17 protein-coding genes and 1 tRNA gene are annotated in these 13777 nt (G+C 59.6%); 8 read left to right on the top strand and 10 right to left on the bottom strand.

Annotated elements, in window-relative coordinates; all coding sequences use genetic code 11:
* Positions 1-21: 21 nt before the first annotated feature.
* The 5 genes from ABWV79_RS02255 to ABWV79_RS02235 all read left to right on the top strand — a co-directional run bounded on the left by ABWV79_RS02255 (position 22) and on the right by ABWV79_RS02235 (position 3821).
* Positions 22-1086: an SPOR domain-containing protein gene (locus tag ABWV79_RS02255; protein WP_353390232.1), complete on the top strand. Its 1065-nt coding sequence runs from the start codon at positions 22-24 to the stop codon at positions 1084-1086.
* Positions 1083-2090, top strand: coding sequence for a beta-N-acetylhexosaminidase (nagZ, locus tag ABWV79_RS02250; RefSeq protein WP_353390229.1), 1008 nt, complete (start codon positions 1083-1085; stop codon positions 2088-2090). Before ABWV79_RS02255 ends, nagZ begins: the two co-directional genes overlap by 4 nt.
* Positions 2080-2874 (top strand): segregation and condensation protein A, encoded by a 795-nt coding sequence (locus tag ABWV79_RS02245; RefSeq protein WP_353390227.1) that lies wholly within the window; start codon positions 2080-2082, stop codon positions 2872-2874. Before nagZ ends, ABWV79_RS02245 begins: the two co-directional genes overlap by 11 nt.
* Positions 2867-3517: an SMC-Scp complex subunit ScpB gene (scpB, locus tag ABWV79_RS02240; RefSeq protein ID WP_170354447.1), complete on the top strand. Its 651-nt coding sequence runs from the start codon at positions 2867-2869 to the stop codon at positions 3515-3517. Before ABWV79_RS02245 ends, scpB begins: the two co-directional genes overlap by 8 nt.
* A 64-nt stretch (positions 3518-3581) precedes the next feature.
* Positions 3582-3821 (top strand): hypothetical protein, encoded by a 240-nt coding sequence (locus tag ABWV79_RS02235; protein ID WP_353390225.1) that lies wholly within the window; start codon positions 3582-3584, stop codon positions 3819-3821.
* Here the strand turns inward: ABWV79_RS02235 and ABWV79_RS02230 are convergent.
* From ABWV79_RS02230 to ABWV79_RS02195, 8 genes are all read right to left on the bottom strand, one after another.
* Positions 3818-4897, bottom strand: coding sequence for a 2'-deoxycytidine 5'-triphosphate deaminase (locus tag ABWV79_RS02230; protein ID WP_170354445.1), 1080 nt, complete (start codon positions 4895-4897; stop codon positions 3818-3820). The genes ABWV79_RS02235 and ABWV79_RS02230 overlap by 4 nt on opposite strands.
* A gap of 61 nt (positions 4898-4958) precedes the next feature.
* Positions 4959-5035: transfer RNA gene (locus ABWV79_RS02225), tRNA-Pro, on the bottom strand.
* Between the two features lie 61 nt (positions 5036-5096).
* Entirely contained in the window at positions 5097-5723 is a 627-nt protein-coding gene (locus ABWV79_RS02220) for a MerR family transcriptional regulator (RefSeq protein ID WP_353390223.1), read from the bottom strand.
* A gap of 18 nt (positions 5724-5741) precedes the next feature.
* Positions 5742-6044, bottom strand: a complete 303-nt coding sequence (gene ihfA, locus ABWV79_RS02215) for an integration host factor subunit alpha (protein ID WP_008755922.1) — start codon at positions 6042-6044, stop codon at positions 5742-5744.
* 96 nt (positions 6045-6140) lie between these two features.
* A complete protein-coding gene (locus ABWV79_RS02210; RefSeq protein WP_353390221.1) occupies positions 6141-7112 on the bottom strand; it encodes a beta-ketoacyl-ACP synthase III in 972 nt (323 codons plus the stop codon).
* Positions 7113-7133: 21 nt separating this feature from the next.
* Positions 7134-8222: a phosphate acyltransferase PlsX gene (gene plsX, locus ABWV79_RS02205; RefSeq protein ID WP_353390219.1), complete on the bottom strand. Its 1089-nt coding sequence runs from the start codon at positions 8220-8222 to the stop codon at positions 7134-7136.
* 24 nt (positions 8223-8246) lie between these two features.
* A complete protein-coding gene (gene rpmF, locus ABWV79_RS02200) occupies positions 8247-8453 on the bottom strand; it encodes a 50S ribosomal protein L32 (RefSeq protein ID WP_037316137.1) in 207 nt (68 codons plus the stop codon).
* Between the two features lie 206 nt (positions 8454-8659).
* The gene (locus ABWV79_RS02195) at positions 8660-9196 is read right to left on the bottom strand and encodes a YceD family protein (protein ID WP_353390218.1); all 537 of its coding nucleotides are present in this window, start codon (positions 9194-9196) and stop codon (positions 8660-8662) included.
* An 85-nt stretch (positions 9197-9281) separates the two neighbouring features.
* Between ABWV79_RS02195 and ABWV79_RS02190 the strand changes: the two genes are divergently transcribed.
* The 3 genes from ABWV79_RS02190 to ABWV79_RS02180 all read left to right on the top strand — a co-directional run bounded on the left by ABWV79_RS02190 (position 9282) and on the right by ABWV79_RS02180 (position 12441).
* Positions 9282-9758, top strand: coding sequence for an outer membrane protein assembly factor BamE (locus tag ABWV79_RS02190; RefSeq protein WP_353390217.1), 477 nt, complete (start codon positions 9282-9284; stop codon positions 9756-9758).
* A 98-nt stretch (positions 9759-9856) separates the two neighbouring features.
* A complete protein-coding gene (locus ABWV79_RS02185; RefSeq protein WP_353390216.1) occupies positions 9857-10591 on the top strand; it encodes a GNAT family N-acetyltransferase in 735 nt (244 codons plus the stop codon).
* 41 nt (positions 10592-10632) lie between these two features.
* Positions 10633-12441, top strand: coding sequence for an ABC-F family ATP-binding cassette domain-containing protein (locus ABWV79_RS02180; RefSeq protein ID WP_353390214.1), 1809 nt, complete (start codon positions 10633-10635; stop codon positions 12439-12441).
* Here ABWV79_RS02180 and ABWV79_RS02175 read toward each other — a convergent pair.
* Positions 12438-12986 carry a sugar O-acetyltransferase gene (locus ABWV79_RS02175; protein WP_353390213.1) on the bottom strand — a complete coding sequence of 183 codons (549 nt, stop codon included), beginning with the start codon at positions 12984-12986 and terminating at the stop codon, positions 12438-12440. The two genes, ABWV79_RS02180 and ABWV79_RS02175, sit on opposite strands and share 4 nt — an antisense overlap.
* Positions 12987-12995: 9 nt before the next feature.
* Positions 12996-13751: an SDR family NAD(P)-dependent oxidoreductase gene (locus ABWV79_RS02170; RefSeq protein ID WP_353390211.1), complete on the bottom strand. Its 756-nt coding sequence runs from the start codon at positions 13749-13751 to the stop codon at positions 12996-12998.
* Positions 13752-13777 lie beyond the last annotated feature (26 nt).

Here is a 13777-nt window from a genome sequence, read left to right as displayed (position 1 = left end):
GAAACGGGCGGTGAGGCGGACATGGCGAACTACGATTACTCGGGGCAAATGCGTCCCGAGCAGATGCATTACACGAATCAACCGCATCCTCAGGGTGGGTACGACTATTCCGATGAGATGCACGGATACGAAGATGCGCCCCGTGCCGCCGGTTTAGGTCGTATCGTGAATGCGCTGGGCGCGGTTGCATCCCTGGCCTTGGTCGCGGGGATCGGTGTCTGGGGCTACAAGCTTGTGATGCGTGATGTCAGTGGCGTTCCGGTGGTACGTGCTGTTGAAGGCCCGATGCGTATTCAGCCAGAGAACCCCGGTGGAACTCCCGCTGATCATCAGGGCCTTGCAGTAAATACTGTCGCTGCGGTCGGGACGGCTGCGCCTCCGGCGGATCGCCTGATCCTTGCTCCGCGTCCGGTTTCGCTGACAGATGAGGACACGCCGGTTGAACCGCTGCGTGCAACCCCTGCGGTGCATGTGGTTGAAGAGGAAATCTCGAACCAGGAGGCGGCTCAACTGCGTCAAGGCGCGGTTGATGCGTTGGTTGCCGAATTGGCGGGTGAGGCCGAAACGCCTGACACCGAAACAGACGAAGGTGTGCAGCTGGCCTCGTTGGGTCCGTTGGATGATGAACCCGCGATTGATCCTGCCGATCTGGCCGCGCAACTGCCGGACCCTGCGATTGCAGCCCTGCCTGGCGTCCGGCGCTCATTGCGTCCGAACACGCGGCCCGCACGAACGACTGCCAGTGGCATTACTGCATCCAGCAAAACCGAAGATGCTATCAACGCGGCTGTCAAAGCGGCCGTGGGGCTGGATGTCGATCCGAACGCGCTGTCCAAAGGTACACGCATGGCCCAATTGGGCGCGTATGAAAGCCCTGATGTCGCGCGGGCCGAATGGAATCGTCTGAATGGGCGTTTCAGTGAGTATATGGTTGGAAAACAGCGTGTTATCCAGAAAACCTCAAGCGGTGGCCGGACGTTCTATCGCCTTCGGGTTCTGGGCTTTGATGACCTGAGCGATTCACGCCAGTTCTGTGCCGCGCTGCAAGGGCAAGGCGCTGACTGTATCCCGGTGGCCGCTCGGTGACATTCTGCGCCGCAATTACCGACGCCGAGGGGCTGCGCCTGACGCCTCAGGAAAAGAAACTGTTTCGAGAAATGAACCCGTTTGGGTTCATTCTGTTTGCCCGCAATATCGAGACCGAGGATCAAGTCCGCGCTCTGTGTGATGAGTTCCGCGAGGCGGTGGGCCGCAATTGCCCTATCACCATCGATCAGGAAGGCGGACGCGTGCAGCGCCTGCGCGCGCCCATCGCGCGCGAGTGGCTGCCGCCGCTGGATCACGCTGAACGCGCCGGGGATCACGCCGAACGCGCGATGTATCTGCGCTATCGCCTGATCGCGCGGGAATTGTTCGAGCTGGGCATCGACAGTAACTGTGCCCCCATGGTGGATCTGGCGCGTGCAGACACCCACGCTTTTCTAAAGAACCGCTGCTATGGGTCTGACCCTAAACAGGTTTCCAAGATCGGGCGCGCCGTCGCGAAGGGGCATCTTGAGGGCGGTGTTCTTCCCGTGATCAAGCATATGCCCGGCCACGGGTTGTCAACGCTGGACAGCCACCATGACCTGCCGCATGTGGACCTGACACAAGAAGCGCTGGAAGGGGCTGATTTCGCCCCGTTCCGTGCTTTGAACGATCTGCCGATGGGGATGACCGCACATCTGGTCTATGACCGGATCGACCCGCAACCGGCAACGATTTCGCCAACGATGATCGGCCTGATCCGCGACACAATCGGGTTCGATGGGCTGATCATGACCGACGATATCTCGATGAAAGCCCTGTCCGGTGCGCCCGAAGAGATCGCCCATCACGCGTTGGCTGCGGGCTGCGACGTGGTCTTGCATTGCAACGGCTCGTATGAGGCCCGCGCTAAAGTGCTGGAGGCCGCCGGCGAGATGACCCCGCAAGCGCAAAAACGCGCCGAAAAGACGCTGTCGATGCGGCAAAAGCCCGTGGAACTTGACATCGAAGCCGCCGAGGCGGAACTATCTGCCCTAATGGGCGGGCAGGTATATGAACGATAACCTTTTCAGCGAAGACCCGGTCTCGGTCGCGGATCGGCTTGCTGCCGAGGCGCTGATTGTTGACGTCGACGGGTTCGAAGGCCCGCTGGACGTGCTGTTGACCCTGTCGCGGACGCAAAAGGTTGATCTGCGCAAAATCTCGGTTCTGGCGCTGGCGCAGCAATATCTGACCTTCGTGGAAAAGGCCCGTGCGCTGCGGATCGAACTGGCGGCTGATTATCTGGTGATGGCCGCGTGGCTCGCCTTTCTGAAATCCCGCCTGCTGCTGCCGCCCGATCCCGATGACGAAGGACCGTCGGGCGAGGAATTGGCCGCGCACCTGGCCTTCCAACTGGAACGTCTGCAGGCCATGCGCGATGCTGCTGCCCGTCTGATGGCGCGCGACCAGCTGGGGCGCGATTTCTTCAAACGCGGGCAGGGCGAGGATATCACCCGCATCCGTACAGTGACCTATTCGGCCACGCTGCTTGACCTGATGCAGGGCTATGCCCGTATTCGTACCCGCGACGAATTCCGACCCTTTGTCATGGACCGCGATGCCGTCTTTACCATGGAACAGGCGCTGGAACGGATGCGCCCTCTGATCGGGTTTGCGGGCGCGTGGACGGATATGGAAACCTATCTGCCCGATGGCTGGGACGCCGATCCGGTGCGGCGGCGCTCGGCCACGGCGGCGACATTCGCGGCCTCGTTGGAGCTGGTGAAAGAGGGACATATGGAAATCAAACAGAGCGAGACGTTTGCTCCGATCCATCTGCGCAAGAGGACCGAATCACGTGACTGAAACCTCTGAGGAAACCGGCACACTGTTCGAAGCACCCCCCTTGGCCGAACAGGAACGTATGGTCGAAGCCGTGCTGTTCGCCAGCGCCGAACCGGTGACGATCGGCGATCTTGAGGCCCGGATGCCTCATGGCAGCGATGCAGCGCAAGCGGTTGATCTGTTGCGCAAACGATACGAAGGCCGCGGCGTGCGCGTGGTGCGCGTGGGCGAAGCCTGGGCCATCCGAACCGCCCCCGATCTGGGATTTCTGATGCAGAAGGAAACGGTTGAGACCCGCAAACTCAGCCGTGCCGCGATCGAAACGCTGGCCATCGTGGCCTATCACCAGCCCTGCACGCGGGCCGAGATCGAGGAAATCCGTGGCGTGTCCGTCTCGCGCGGGACCATCGACCAGTTGCTGGAAATGGAGTGGATCAGGCTGGGCCGCCGACGGATGACTCCAGGCCGCCCGGTGACCTTCGTGGTAACGCCTCAGTTTCTGGATCATTTCGGGCTGGAAAACGCGCGCGACCTTCCGGGGCTGCAAGAATTGCGTGCCGCCGGGTTGCTGGAAAACCGGCCGCCTCCGGGAACGATCCCAATGGGCGAAGGGCGCGAGGATGAAGATGACGACGAGCAGACCGAACTGTTCGAGGAAGAGTGATCGCGCAGCCCTTTTGTTGACGCAAGAATCACCTATGTTGAGGCGCAGGAAACGGAGTTAAGCAATGAATGCCAATCGAATGATCGATATGATTGTGCGTCAAGTCATGCGTCGGCTTGTGACAAAAGGCGTCGATAAAGGGTTCGACTTGGCGGGCCGAGTTGGAAAGCCGCAGCAAGGACAGCCCTCTGCCAATGATCCTCAAGCTGCCCAGCATATGAAACAGAATGGCGACCGTCAGGCGCAAAACGTGAAACAGATGCAGCGGATGACTCGTCAGATGCGACGGTTCATGAAGTTTTAAGAGACAGCTTTAAAGTGCTTGGATAGTTTCAAGCCCTGTCCCTGATAGTTTGACGCGATGCCTGCCCCATAGAGCTGCGTGGGCATTTCAGCCATTTTTTCGTAGACGAGCCGTCCTACGACCTGCCCATGCTCTAGCACGAATGGGGCCTCATGGCAGCGCACCTCCAATACGCCGCGCGACCCTGCACCCCCAGCCGCAGCATGACCAAAACCAGGGTCGAAGAAGCCGGCATAGTGCACCCGGAATTCACCAACCATAGCGAGATAAGGGGCCATTTCGGCGGCATACATTGGTGGGATATGAACAGCCTCGCGGCTGACCAGGATATAGAAAGCGCCGGGATCAAGGATGATTCGCCCCTCGGTGGTGCGCACTTCTTCCCAATATTCCTGCGGGTCGTATTCACCAATCCGGTCCAGATCGATCACGCCCGTATGGGGCTTGGCGCGGTAGCCCACCAGATCAGTGTCAGGCAGGCGCAGGTCAACTGAAAAGCCCAGCCCATCCTGAATGACCGCAGGTCCATCGACCAGTGGGGACTTATTGTGCAGCGCGCTCAGTTCTGCGTCGCTCAACACGGCTTGTCCCTGACGGAATCTTATTTGGTTCAAACGCATGCCCGGTCGCACTAGAACCGAGAAGGAGCGGGGGCAAATTTCGGCATAGAGCGGGCCGCGGTAGCCAGCGGGCACACGGTCAAATTCGGCCCCTCCATCTGTGATTGTACGTGTCAGCAGATCCAGGCGCCCGGTCGAGCTCTTGGCGTTGGCCACAGCGGTCACGCTGTCAGGCAGGGCCAGCGATTCCATCAGCGGCACCAGATAGACGCATCCCTTTTCCAGAACAGCGCCGTCGGTGATGTCGATGCGGTGCATCTCAAACTCGGTCAGGCGGTCGGCGACGGATCGCCCTTCGCCGGCCAGGAACGAGGCACGCACGCGGTAAGCGACTGTTCCAAGACGCAAATCCAGACTGGCCGGTTGTACCTGCGCGTCGATAACCGCCGGGTTTGCAGTGATCTCACCGCGTGCGATCATGCCTTCGATTTGCTGGTTTGGGCATACACCTGTCATCTTGATCCCCCCTGATGCCAGAGCGGGATCTGGCCTGTCTGCCATAAACGTCGGTGTGATTTGGTCGGGCTAGCAGGACTCGAACCTGCGACCTTCCGTCCCCCAGACGGACGCGCTACCAGGCTGCGCCATAGCCCGACGTTGAGGTGTTCATAAAGACTTTCCCGGCGGGGGCAAGAGGAAATCATCGCCTTTTTTCTTATCCCGCGGATCGGTTTTCAATTCTGTTCAGAACGGCACGCAATTCCTTTGCGACGGGTGCAATCCGGCGCAAAAGATCGTCGTCGAAATCGGTTCGTGCCCAGGCACGGGCTGCAATTCCAGAAATTGTCGGAGACCGTTCGACATGGACAGGTGAAACCGCTTCGCGCGGCATAGATGTGTCTTGTGGCGTGGCCGGAGCGGGTTTTGCAGCAGGGCTTTCCTTAGGCGCACCGGGGGTCGTGCTGCTATCTCCCAAGTCCAGTGTGATCTGCTGGCTGGGCTCAGGTTTTGCAGTAAATGGAACCACCACCGCGTCGTTTGCCTTGGCTTCGGGTTCGGCGGTTTCATCAAGCCCCTGCGACAGCGAAGCCACATAAGCCACGCCTTGCTCACGCAGAATGCGCTGCACGCCTTTGATGGTGATCCCATCTTCGTGCAGCAGCTTTTTGATACCTCCAAGCAGGCGCATGTCATTGGGTCGATAATACCGCCTGCCACCCGCGCGTTTGACCGGTTTCACCTGTGTGAAACGGCTTTCCCAAAATCGCAGAACATGTGCCTGAACACCCAGCCAGTCCGCAACTTCACTAATCGTGCGAAAGGCGTCGGGTGACTTGCTCATGGTGTCGCTGTCCTGATGTTACTTGCGGTTCCCAGCGGCGACGCGATCCTTCATCAGGTGCGACGGGCGAAAGGTCAGCACGCGACGCGGCTGAATAGGAACCTCTTCCCCGGTTTTGGGGTTGCGGCCGATGCGGGCAGTTTTGTCCCGAACGCTGAAAGTCCCGAAGGATGAAATCTTGACCTGTTCGCCGCGCACAAGCGCGTCGGACATATGGTTCAGAACGCTTTCGACCAGTTGCGCGCTTTCATTGCGTGAGAGGCCCACCTCACGAAAGACGGCCTCGCTCAGATCCATTCGGGTCAGTGTTTTGTCGCCCATGCCAATTCCCCTGTTGATGGTAAAGCATAGGGTCAGGGCAAATTCACTGTCAATATCAATGAATTGCACGGCTGTGTGTAAGCCGTTTTGCGCCTGTTACCACCGCAGGAGGACAGAACCCCACGCCAATCCACCCCCGATTGCCTCTGTCACTAGCAAATCGCCGGGTTTGAACTGCCCGCGTTGCTTGGCGACGGACATAGCCAAGGGAATCGATGCAGCAGACGTATTGCCGTGGTCCTGAAGCGTCACGACAACGTGATCCATGGGCACGCCCAGCTTCTTGGCGGTGCCCTGAATGATACGAATATTCGCCTGATGGGGAACGATCCAGTCCACATCCTCATGTCCAAGACCAACTTTTTCCAAGCAAGTCTCGGCAGTGGCGGTCAGGCGTTCCACCGCTTGGCGGAAGAGTTGGTTGCCCTTCATGCGAAGAAAACCAGTGGTCTGGGTCGAGACGCCTCCGTCTACGTAAAGCAGGTCTTTGTAGCGGCCGTCGGAATTCAGGTCAGTAGCCAGGATACCGCGATCCTCGGCTGTACCAACCCCTTCCTGGCGTTCAAGAATCAAGGCACCAGCGCCATCGCCGAACAACACACAGGTGGAACGGTCTGTCCAATCCATGATTCGGGAGAACGTCTCGGCCCCGATCACCAGAACCCGTTTGGCCTGATCCGACAAGATCAGAGCGTTGGCATTGGTCAGAGCGTAGACGAATCCCGCACACACGGCCTGGACGTCAAAGGCGAAACCTTTGGTCATACCCAACCGTGATTGCACCATGGTGGCTGCTGAGGGAAAGGTCAGGTCCGCCGTCGAAGTTGCCAGCACGATGGCGTCGATGTCATCCGCCGTCAGCCCGGCATCCGCCAGTGCGGCTTCGGCTGCCTTGGTCGCCATGTCCGAGGTGGTTTCACCTTCGGCTGCGAAATGGCGGCGTTCGATACCCGAGCGGGTTTTGATCCACTCATCAGATGTATCAAGCGACTTTTCAAACTCGGAATTCGGAACGATGCGCTCTGGCAAATAATGTCCGACACCTACAACAACTGAACGGCCTGCCATGTTGGGGTACTGCCTTTTTTGTTATTCGCCCGCCTTGGACGGTGCGTGGGCGGCATCTTGTGCAAGCTCGACCGTCGATGCAACCCGTGCCGCCAATTTTTCAGAGAACCCGGATTGCGCCAGGGTAAAGGCCAGTTTCACGGCGGCTGAAACTCCGGTGGCATCTGCACCGCCATGAGATTTCACGACCGTGCCGTTGAGACCCAGGAAAACCCCGCCATTCACACGGCGCGGGTCGATACGTTTCTTCAACCGGTTCAGCGAGGTGATGGCCAGAACCGACGCCAGCCGGGACAAGGGCGAGTACTTGAATGCCTGACGCAGAAGGTCCCCGATCAAGCTGGCCGTGCCTTCGCCGGTCTTGATTGCGACATTGCCGGTAAACCCGTCGGTTACAATGACATCCGCCTTGTCACCGGGGATGTCGCTACCTTCAACAAAGCCCACGAAATCAAAGCTGGCCTGTTCCGCAAATTCCGAGATCATGGCGTGCGCTTCTTTCAATTCAGCGCGGCCCTTGTGTTCTTCGGTGCCCACATTCAGCAGGCCGATCCGGGGACGCTCTAGCGCCATGCCGTTGCGCGCATATGAGGCGCCCATCAACGCGTATTGCAACAGATCCTTCGCGTCGGCGCGCACATCGGCGCCCACATCCAGCATCACGTTGAACCCCTGCGGGTTGCGCGAAGGCCACAGAATCGCGATAGCCGGGCGGTTCACACCCGGCAGTTTGCGCAGCCGTATCATCGACAACGCCATTAGCGCGCCGGTGTTGCCGCAGGACACTGCACCATGCGCTTCGCCCTGACGCACCGATTCCAGCGTCGACCACATCGAGGTTTGCTTGCCGTTGCGCACAACCTGACTGGGCTTGTCCTCCATGGTGACCACATCGGTGCAATCACGAAAAACGACGCGCCCGTTCAGGACACGCCGTTTGGCAACAAGCTTGCGAAGCGGGGCTTCAGGCCCGTGCAGGATGAACGCAATATCGGGGTTCTTATCCGCCGATTTGGCAATGCCCGCCACAACAGCGGCGGGTCCCGAATCTCCGCCCATAGCGTCAACCGAGATGGTGATCCGTCCGGCTTGCGAGGGCTGTTCCGTCATGCCTTGGCCTGCGCGTTAAAAGGCTTAGGCCGCGTCTTCGTCCAGGTCGATTTCGTCGGCCTGCGCGACGACTTCGCGGTCATCATAGTGGCCGCAGGACGCACATACGTGGTGCGGGCGCTTCAGTTCGCCGCAGTTTGCGCATTCGTTCGGGTTTGCAGCAACCAGAGCGTCGTGTGCGCGACGGTTGTTGCGACGCGACTTGGAAACTTTGTTCTGTTGGACGGCCATGGTCTCAACCTTTGTCTACTGAGGGTCCGCAGATTCGCTGCCGACCGGGTTTCATTCTTCGTTTTTTACGTGGTTTGACGCGCGTTTAGGGGACGAGCCCCGCAATGTCCAACCCAAATTCCGATGAGCGCGCGAAAATACTGCGATTCTCGACATGTTCAAGCGATTTTTCTGAGGGCGTGCTATGACAGGAAATCTGTCCCGTGTCACTCGTCTTTTTTCAGTGCATCGCGCAGGCTGGCAAGCCCGGCAAAGGGTTTGGCATCTTCATCTGTCATCGCCTGTTTGCCCGGCTCCGTATAGTCGGCCTGTTCCAGTTCCGCACCGTCCTTGCGGGGATATTGGGGCAGGGCAAGCGACAGGGCCTCGGTCATTACCAGGCCCGGGTCGATCTCGTGGCCCAATGGTTCCGACTCGTCGCCTTCGGGGATTTCGAACTCTTCCTCGTCGGGGTCGGTCCAGTCGGCCAGATAGACCCGCGTGACGGGTACATCGATCCGGGTCGTAACGGGTTCGAGCGTGACCACACAGGGTTGAATCACTGTCGCTCCCAGCTTGCCCGCCAGCATCCAGTCGCGTTTACCCTCAGCCCGGACATCGCCAACAAAGCTCAGCTTGCGCAGGCCCAGCAGGCCCAGATCCTCTCGGATAACCGCAAGCTCTTTGGCGTCAGGGCGCAGGTCAAACGGGGTTGATGTGTTTTGGGGCAGGTCGGCCACCCGCAGAGATGTCTGGTTGCTCATTCGTGACCCTTTCCTGTGTTGAACCGGGGCTGCGGTTTGATGTAAGCGGATAGGGTCCGCAAGGGGCCAAGGCAAGAGGGTGCGCATGTTAAAGGTTGTGAACAGGTTGAAACTGGCGTCCAGAACGCTTGTCTTTACGGCCTGTCTGGCGGTGGCCAGCGCTTGTACACCGATTTTCGAGAATCACGGCTATATCCCTCCGGCAGAGGAACTGGCCGAGATAAAGGTCGGCGTCGATACCCGCGACAGCGTGATCGAGGCGGTTGGCGCTCCCAGCTCCTCTGGTGTAGTGCGGGATTCGGGTTTCTACTATGTGCGCTCGAAGGTGCGCCACTACGGCCCCAAGCGACCCGAGGTGGTAGAGCGTCAGTTGGTTGCGATCAGCTTTGACCAGCGGGGCGTGGTCCGAAATATCGAGCGCTTTGGTCTGGAAGACGGTATTATCGTCCAGCTTGACCGGCGTGTCACCGAGTCGAGCATCGAGGGCACGGGCTTTTTGCGTCAGCTTTTGGGTAATATCGGCAACTTCAATCCGGCAAACATTCCAGGCGCGACCAACTAATTCGTGGTTCTGTCTTACCGTCGTCATGGGACGGTCACACATAGTGTGATACCCACGCGACAAGTTGAAACGGGTCGGCAACCGCGGAGGATGCGACCATGGCTCTATTGCTTGGCAAAGGCCGATATCGCGCGCGTCTGGCGCAAGACGAACAGGATCTGAGGGCGGCTCAGCGGTTACGCACCCTGGCCTTTGCGACGGATCAAACCGACAGTGACGCGTTTGATCCGATCTGTACCCATATCCTGGTCGAGGATACCAGATCAGACGGGCGCCTGGTGTGCTGCTTTCGCATGTTCACGATGGAACATGGGGCCGAAGTCGGTCGCAGCTATTCCGCTCAGTTTTACGATTTGTCCGCGCTAGAGGATTTTCAGGGGCGGATGATCGAAATGGGGCGGTTCTGCATCCATCCCGATTGGACTGATCCCGATATCCTGCGCGTGGCCTGGGGGGCGATGACGGCCTATGTGGATCAGAACAACATCGAAATGCTATTTGGCTGTTCATCTTTTGCTGGCACCGAGACAGACAAGTATCTGGACGCGTTCGCAATGCTCAAACACCGCCATCTGGCGCCGAAACGCTGGCTGCCAAGGGTCAAGGCGCCCGACGTGTTCCGCTTTGCCGCGCGTCTGCGGAGGCGGCCTGATGCGAAAAAGGCGATGCTGCGGATGCCGCCCTTGCTGCGCACCTATCTGATGATGGGCGGATGGGTCAGCGATCATGCCGTCGTGGACCGGCACATGAACACGCTGCACGTGTTCACCGGGCTTGAAATCGGGGCGATTCCGCCGGCGCGCAAACGGCTGCTGCGCGCAGTGGCGGGGTAATCATCGTTGACGCGTGTGCCGTGCCGGTTTAGCTGGCGGGCATGGCGAGAATTCCTTTGTTGCAGATGTCCGGCATTTCCCTGACCTTCGGGGGCGATCCGGTGTTTTCCGAGCTTGATCTGGTGGTTCAACCCGGCGACCGCGTGGCGCTGGTGGGGCGCAACGGGTCCGGCAAATCGACCCTGATGAAAGTGATGGCCGGACTGGTCGAACCGGATCAGGGCGACATCGTTGTGCCTCCGGGCAAGTCGGTCGGTTATATGGAGCAAGACCCGGGCATGGAGGGCTTTGCCACGCTGGGCGACTATGCCTCCAGCGGGCTAGAGCCGGGCGAACTGTATAAAGTCGAGCGCGCAGGCGAGGGGTTGAAGTTTGATCCAGCGCGCCCGGTTGAAACCGCCTCGGGCGGGGAGCGCCGCCGCGCGGCGTTGGCCAAGTTGATGGCCGAAGCGCCCGACCTGATGCTGCTGGACGAACCGACCAACCATCTGGATATCGAGGCGATTGCCTGGCTTGAACGCGAATTGGGCGCGACCCGTGCGGCTTATGTGCTGATCTCGCACGACCGCGCCTTTTTGCGTGCTTTGACCCGTGCGACTCTGTGGATCGACCGAGGCGCGGTGCGGCGGCAGGAACAGGGGTTCGACGCGTTCGAAGCATGGCGCGACAAGATCTGGGAAGAAGAGGATCAACAGCGCCACAAGCTGAACCGCCTGATCAAGTCCGAGGCGAAATGGGCCGTCGAAGGCATCAGCGCCCGCCGCAAACGCAATCAGGGCCGGGTGCGTGCCTTGCAAGCGTTGCGGGCTGAAAAATCGGCGCAGATCAAACGTCAGGGCTCGGCCGCGATGACGCTTGAGGCGGGGCCGAAATCTGGGCGAAAAGTAATCGAAGCCAAAGGCTTGGCCAAGGCTTTTGATGCAAAACCCATCGTGCGGAACTTTGACCTTTTAGTGCAGCGCGGCGATCGCGTGGCTTTTGTCGGGCCCAATGGTGTGGGCAAGACCACGCTGCTGAAAATGTTGCTGGGGCAGGAAATGCCCGATGAGGGCACGGTGACGCTGGGCACCAATCTTGAAGTCGCCGTCTTCGACCAGACCCGCGCCCAGCTGGACCCCGAGATGACCCTGTGGGACAGCCTGACCGGCGACCCCGAGATGCGGGTTTCGGGCAAGGCTGATCAGGTCATGGTGGGCGGACAGCCCAAACATGTGGTGGGTTACCTCAAGGAATTCCTGTTTGACGAACGGCAGGCACGGGCGGCGGTTAAGTCCCTTTCGGGGGGCGAGAAAGCGCGGCTTTTGCTGGCCAAGCTGATGGCCAAAACCTCCAATCTGCTGGTGCTGGACGAACCGACCAACGATCTGGACGTGGAAACGCTGGACTTGCTGCAAGAGCTGCTGGACGACTATGACGGCACCGTTTTGTTGGTCAGCCACGACCGCGATTTTCTGGACCGTGTCGCCACGACGACCATCGCGATGGAAGGTAACGGCCGCGCCACCGTTTATGCGGGCGGTTGGTCGGACTACATCGCACAGCGCGGCGATCTTCTGCATAAGAAGGACGAGAAATCAAAACCTTCAAAGCCAAAAGTCAAGCAAGAGGCACAGCCGAAGGCGGGTCTGTCCTTCTCGGAAAAACATCGCCTTGAAAAACTGCCTGCCGAGATGGAGCGGCTTGAGGCCGAGATCGGCAAGCTTGAGGAACTCATGTCCGACCCCGAGCTGTTCACCCGCGAACCGGTGAAATTCCAGAAAGCAACCGAGGCCTTGGTCGAGCGGCAGGAAAAACTCGCTGCTGCTGAAGAGGAATGGCTGATGTTGGAAGAAAAGGCCGAGGGCGCTTAGGCTGGCAGAGCGCGGGCTGGGTTTCCAACCACGGTCTGCCCGGCGGCGACATCCTTTGTGACCACGCTGCCCGCGCCGATGGTGGCATTGTCGCCGATGGTGATACCAGGCAACAGGATTGCTCCGCCTCCGATCCAGACATGTTTGCCGATTGTGACAGGCAAACCAACCTCCAGCCCCTGCGCGCGGTCTGACGGATCTTTGGCATGTTGGGCGCAATAAATCTCAACATGGGGCCCGAACATCGTATCGTGGCCGATCCGGACCGGGGCCGTATCCAGAACGACGCAACCGGCGTTGAAATAAACTCTGTCACCCAGATGAATGTTCATCCCATAGGCACAGTGAAACGGTGCTTCTAGCAAACAGTCCGCGCCCACATGACCCAAGAGGGCGCGGAGTTCCGGCCCCATGTCGGTGCGCCGGTCCGGTGAGCTGGTGTTGTGCGCATGAACGGCGCGTCTGGCCTGATCGCGCAAGGCGTTCAGTTCCGGGTCCAGACAACAATACCACTGCCCGGCCTGCATTTTCTCGCGCTCGGTCATGGCGCAGGTTTACCGCATCCTGAGCGCACCGTCGATGCGGATGACTTCTCCGTTCAGATAGCCCATTTCCACGATGAACCCGGCCAGCCGCCCGTATTCGCGCGGATCGCCCAGACGAGCAGGGTTGGGCACATCGGCGGCAAGCTGTTGCTGTACCTCTTCAGGCAGCCCAGCCAGCATGGGGGTCATGAAGATGCCCGGCGCAATTGCCATCACACGAATACCCGAGGACGCCAGATCGCGCGCCATGGGCAGCGTCATGCCTACGACCCCGCCTTTCGAAGCTGCGTAAGCAGCCTGGCCTTTTTGTCCATCAAAGGCAGCGATTGAGGCAGTATTGATGATCACTCCGCGCGCGCCATCGGGTTCGGGGTCATTCTTGGCCATCTCGACCGCCGCCAGGCGGGATACGTTGAATGTGCCGACTAAATTGATGTCTATGGTGCGTTGAAATGCGTCCAGAGGATGTGGGCCCTCTCGTCCAACTGTCTTGACGCCCACAGCGATCCCAGCGCAGTTCACGGCTGCGGTAATGCGTCCCATCCGCTCAACTGCGAAGGCCATTGCTTTGGAAACAGATGCTTCGTCGGTGACGTCCGTTGGTATGAAATGGCCACCGATCTCGGCTGCGACCTGCGGGCCACGGTTGGCATCGCGGTCCAGAATCGTTACCTGCGCGCCCTTATCCGCGAAATGGCGCGCTGTAGCTTCGCCCAGTCCCGAGGCGCCTCCGGTGATCACGGCGGCGGTGTTCGATAGCTGCATTGCAGGTTACTCCGAGTGATATGAAC

The sequence above is a fragment of the Ruegeria sp. HU-ET01832 genome, from assembly GCF_040371315.1.
Classification (GTDB): Bacteria; Pseudomonadota; Alphaproteobacteria; order Rhodobacterales; family Rhodobacteraceae; genus Ruegeria; species Ruegeria lacuscaerulensis_A.
The sequence above is the reverse complement of the archived record's forward strand: the minus strand, read 5'-3'. Positions and strand labels throughout refer to the sequence as shown.

Coding starts and splice junctions, on each gene's coding strand:
- ABWV79_RS02255 (WP_353390232.1), top strand. CDS start 22: ATGGCGAACTACGATTACTCGGGGCAAATGCGTCCCGAGCAGATGCAT.
- ABWV79_RS02245 (WP_353390227.1), top strand. CDS start 2,080: ATGAACGATAACCTTTTCAGCGAAGACCCGGTCTCGGTCGCGGATCGG.
- ABWV79_RS02235 (WP_353390225.1), top strand. CDS start 3,582: ATGAATGCCAATCGAATGATCGATATGATTGTGCGTCAAGTCATGCGT.
- ABWV79_RS02230 (WP_170354445.1), bottom strand. CDS start 4,897: ATGACAGGTGTATGCCCAAACCAGCAAATCGAAGGCATGATCGCACGC.
- ABWV79_RS02220 (WP_353390223.1), bottom strand. CDS start 5,723: ATGAGCAAGTCACCCGACGCCTTTCGCACGATTAGTGAAGTTGCGGAC.
- ihfA (WP_008755922.1), bottom strand. CDS start 6,044: ATGGGCGACAAAACACTGACCCGAATGGATCTGAGCGAGGCCGTCTTT.
- ABWV79_RS02210 (WP_353390221.1), bottom strand. CDS start 7,112: ATGGCAGGCCGTTCAGTTGTTGTAGGTGTCGGACATTATTTGCCAGAG.
- plsX (WP_353390219.1), bottom strand. CDS start 8,222: ATGACGGAACAGCCCTCGCAAGCCGGACGGATCACCATCTCGGTTGAC.
- rpmF (WP_037316137.1), bottom strand. CDS start 8,453: ATGGCCGTCCAACAGAACAAAGTTTCCAAGTCGCGTCGCAACAACCGT.
- ABWV79_RS02195 (WP_353390218.1), bottom strand. CDS start 9,196: ATGAGCAACCAGACATCTCTGCGGGTGGCCGACCTGCCCCAAAACACA.
- ABWV79_RS02190 (WP_353390217.1), top strand. CDS start 9,282: ATGTTAAAGGTTGTGAACAGGTTGAAACTGGCGTCCAGAACGCTTGTC.
- ABWV79_RS02185 (WP_353390216.1), top strand. CDS start 9,857: ATGGCTCTATTGCTTGGCAAAGGCCGATATCGCGCGCGTCTGGCGCAA.
- ABWV79_RS02180 (WP_353390214.1), top strand. CDS start 10,633: ATGGCGAGAATTCCTTTGTTGCAGATGTCCGGCATTTCCCTGACCTTC.
- ABWV79_RS02175 (WP_353390213.1), bottom strand. CDS start 12,986: ATGACCGAGCGCGAGAAAATGCAGGCCGGGCAGTGGTATTGTTGTCTG.
- ABWV79_RS02170 (WP_353390211.1), bottom strand. CDS start 13,751: ATGCAGCTATCGAACACCGCCGCCGTGATCACCGGAGGCGCCTCGGGA.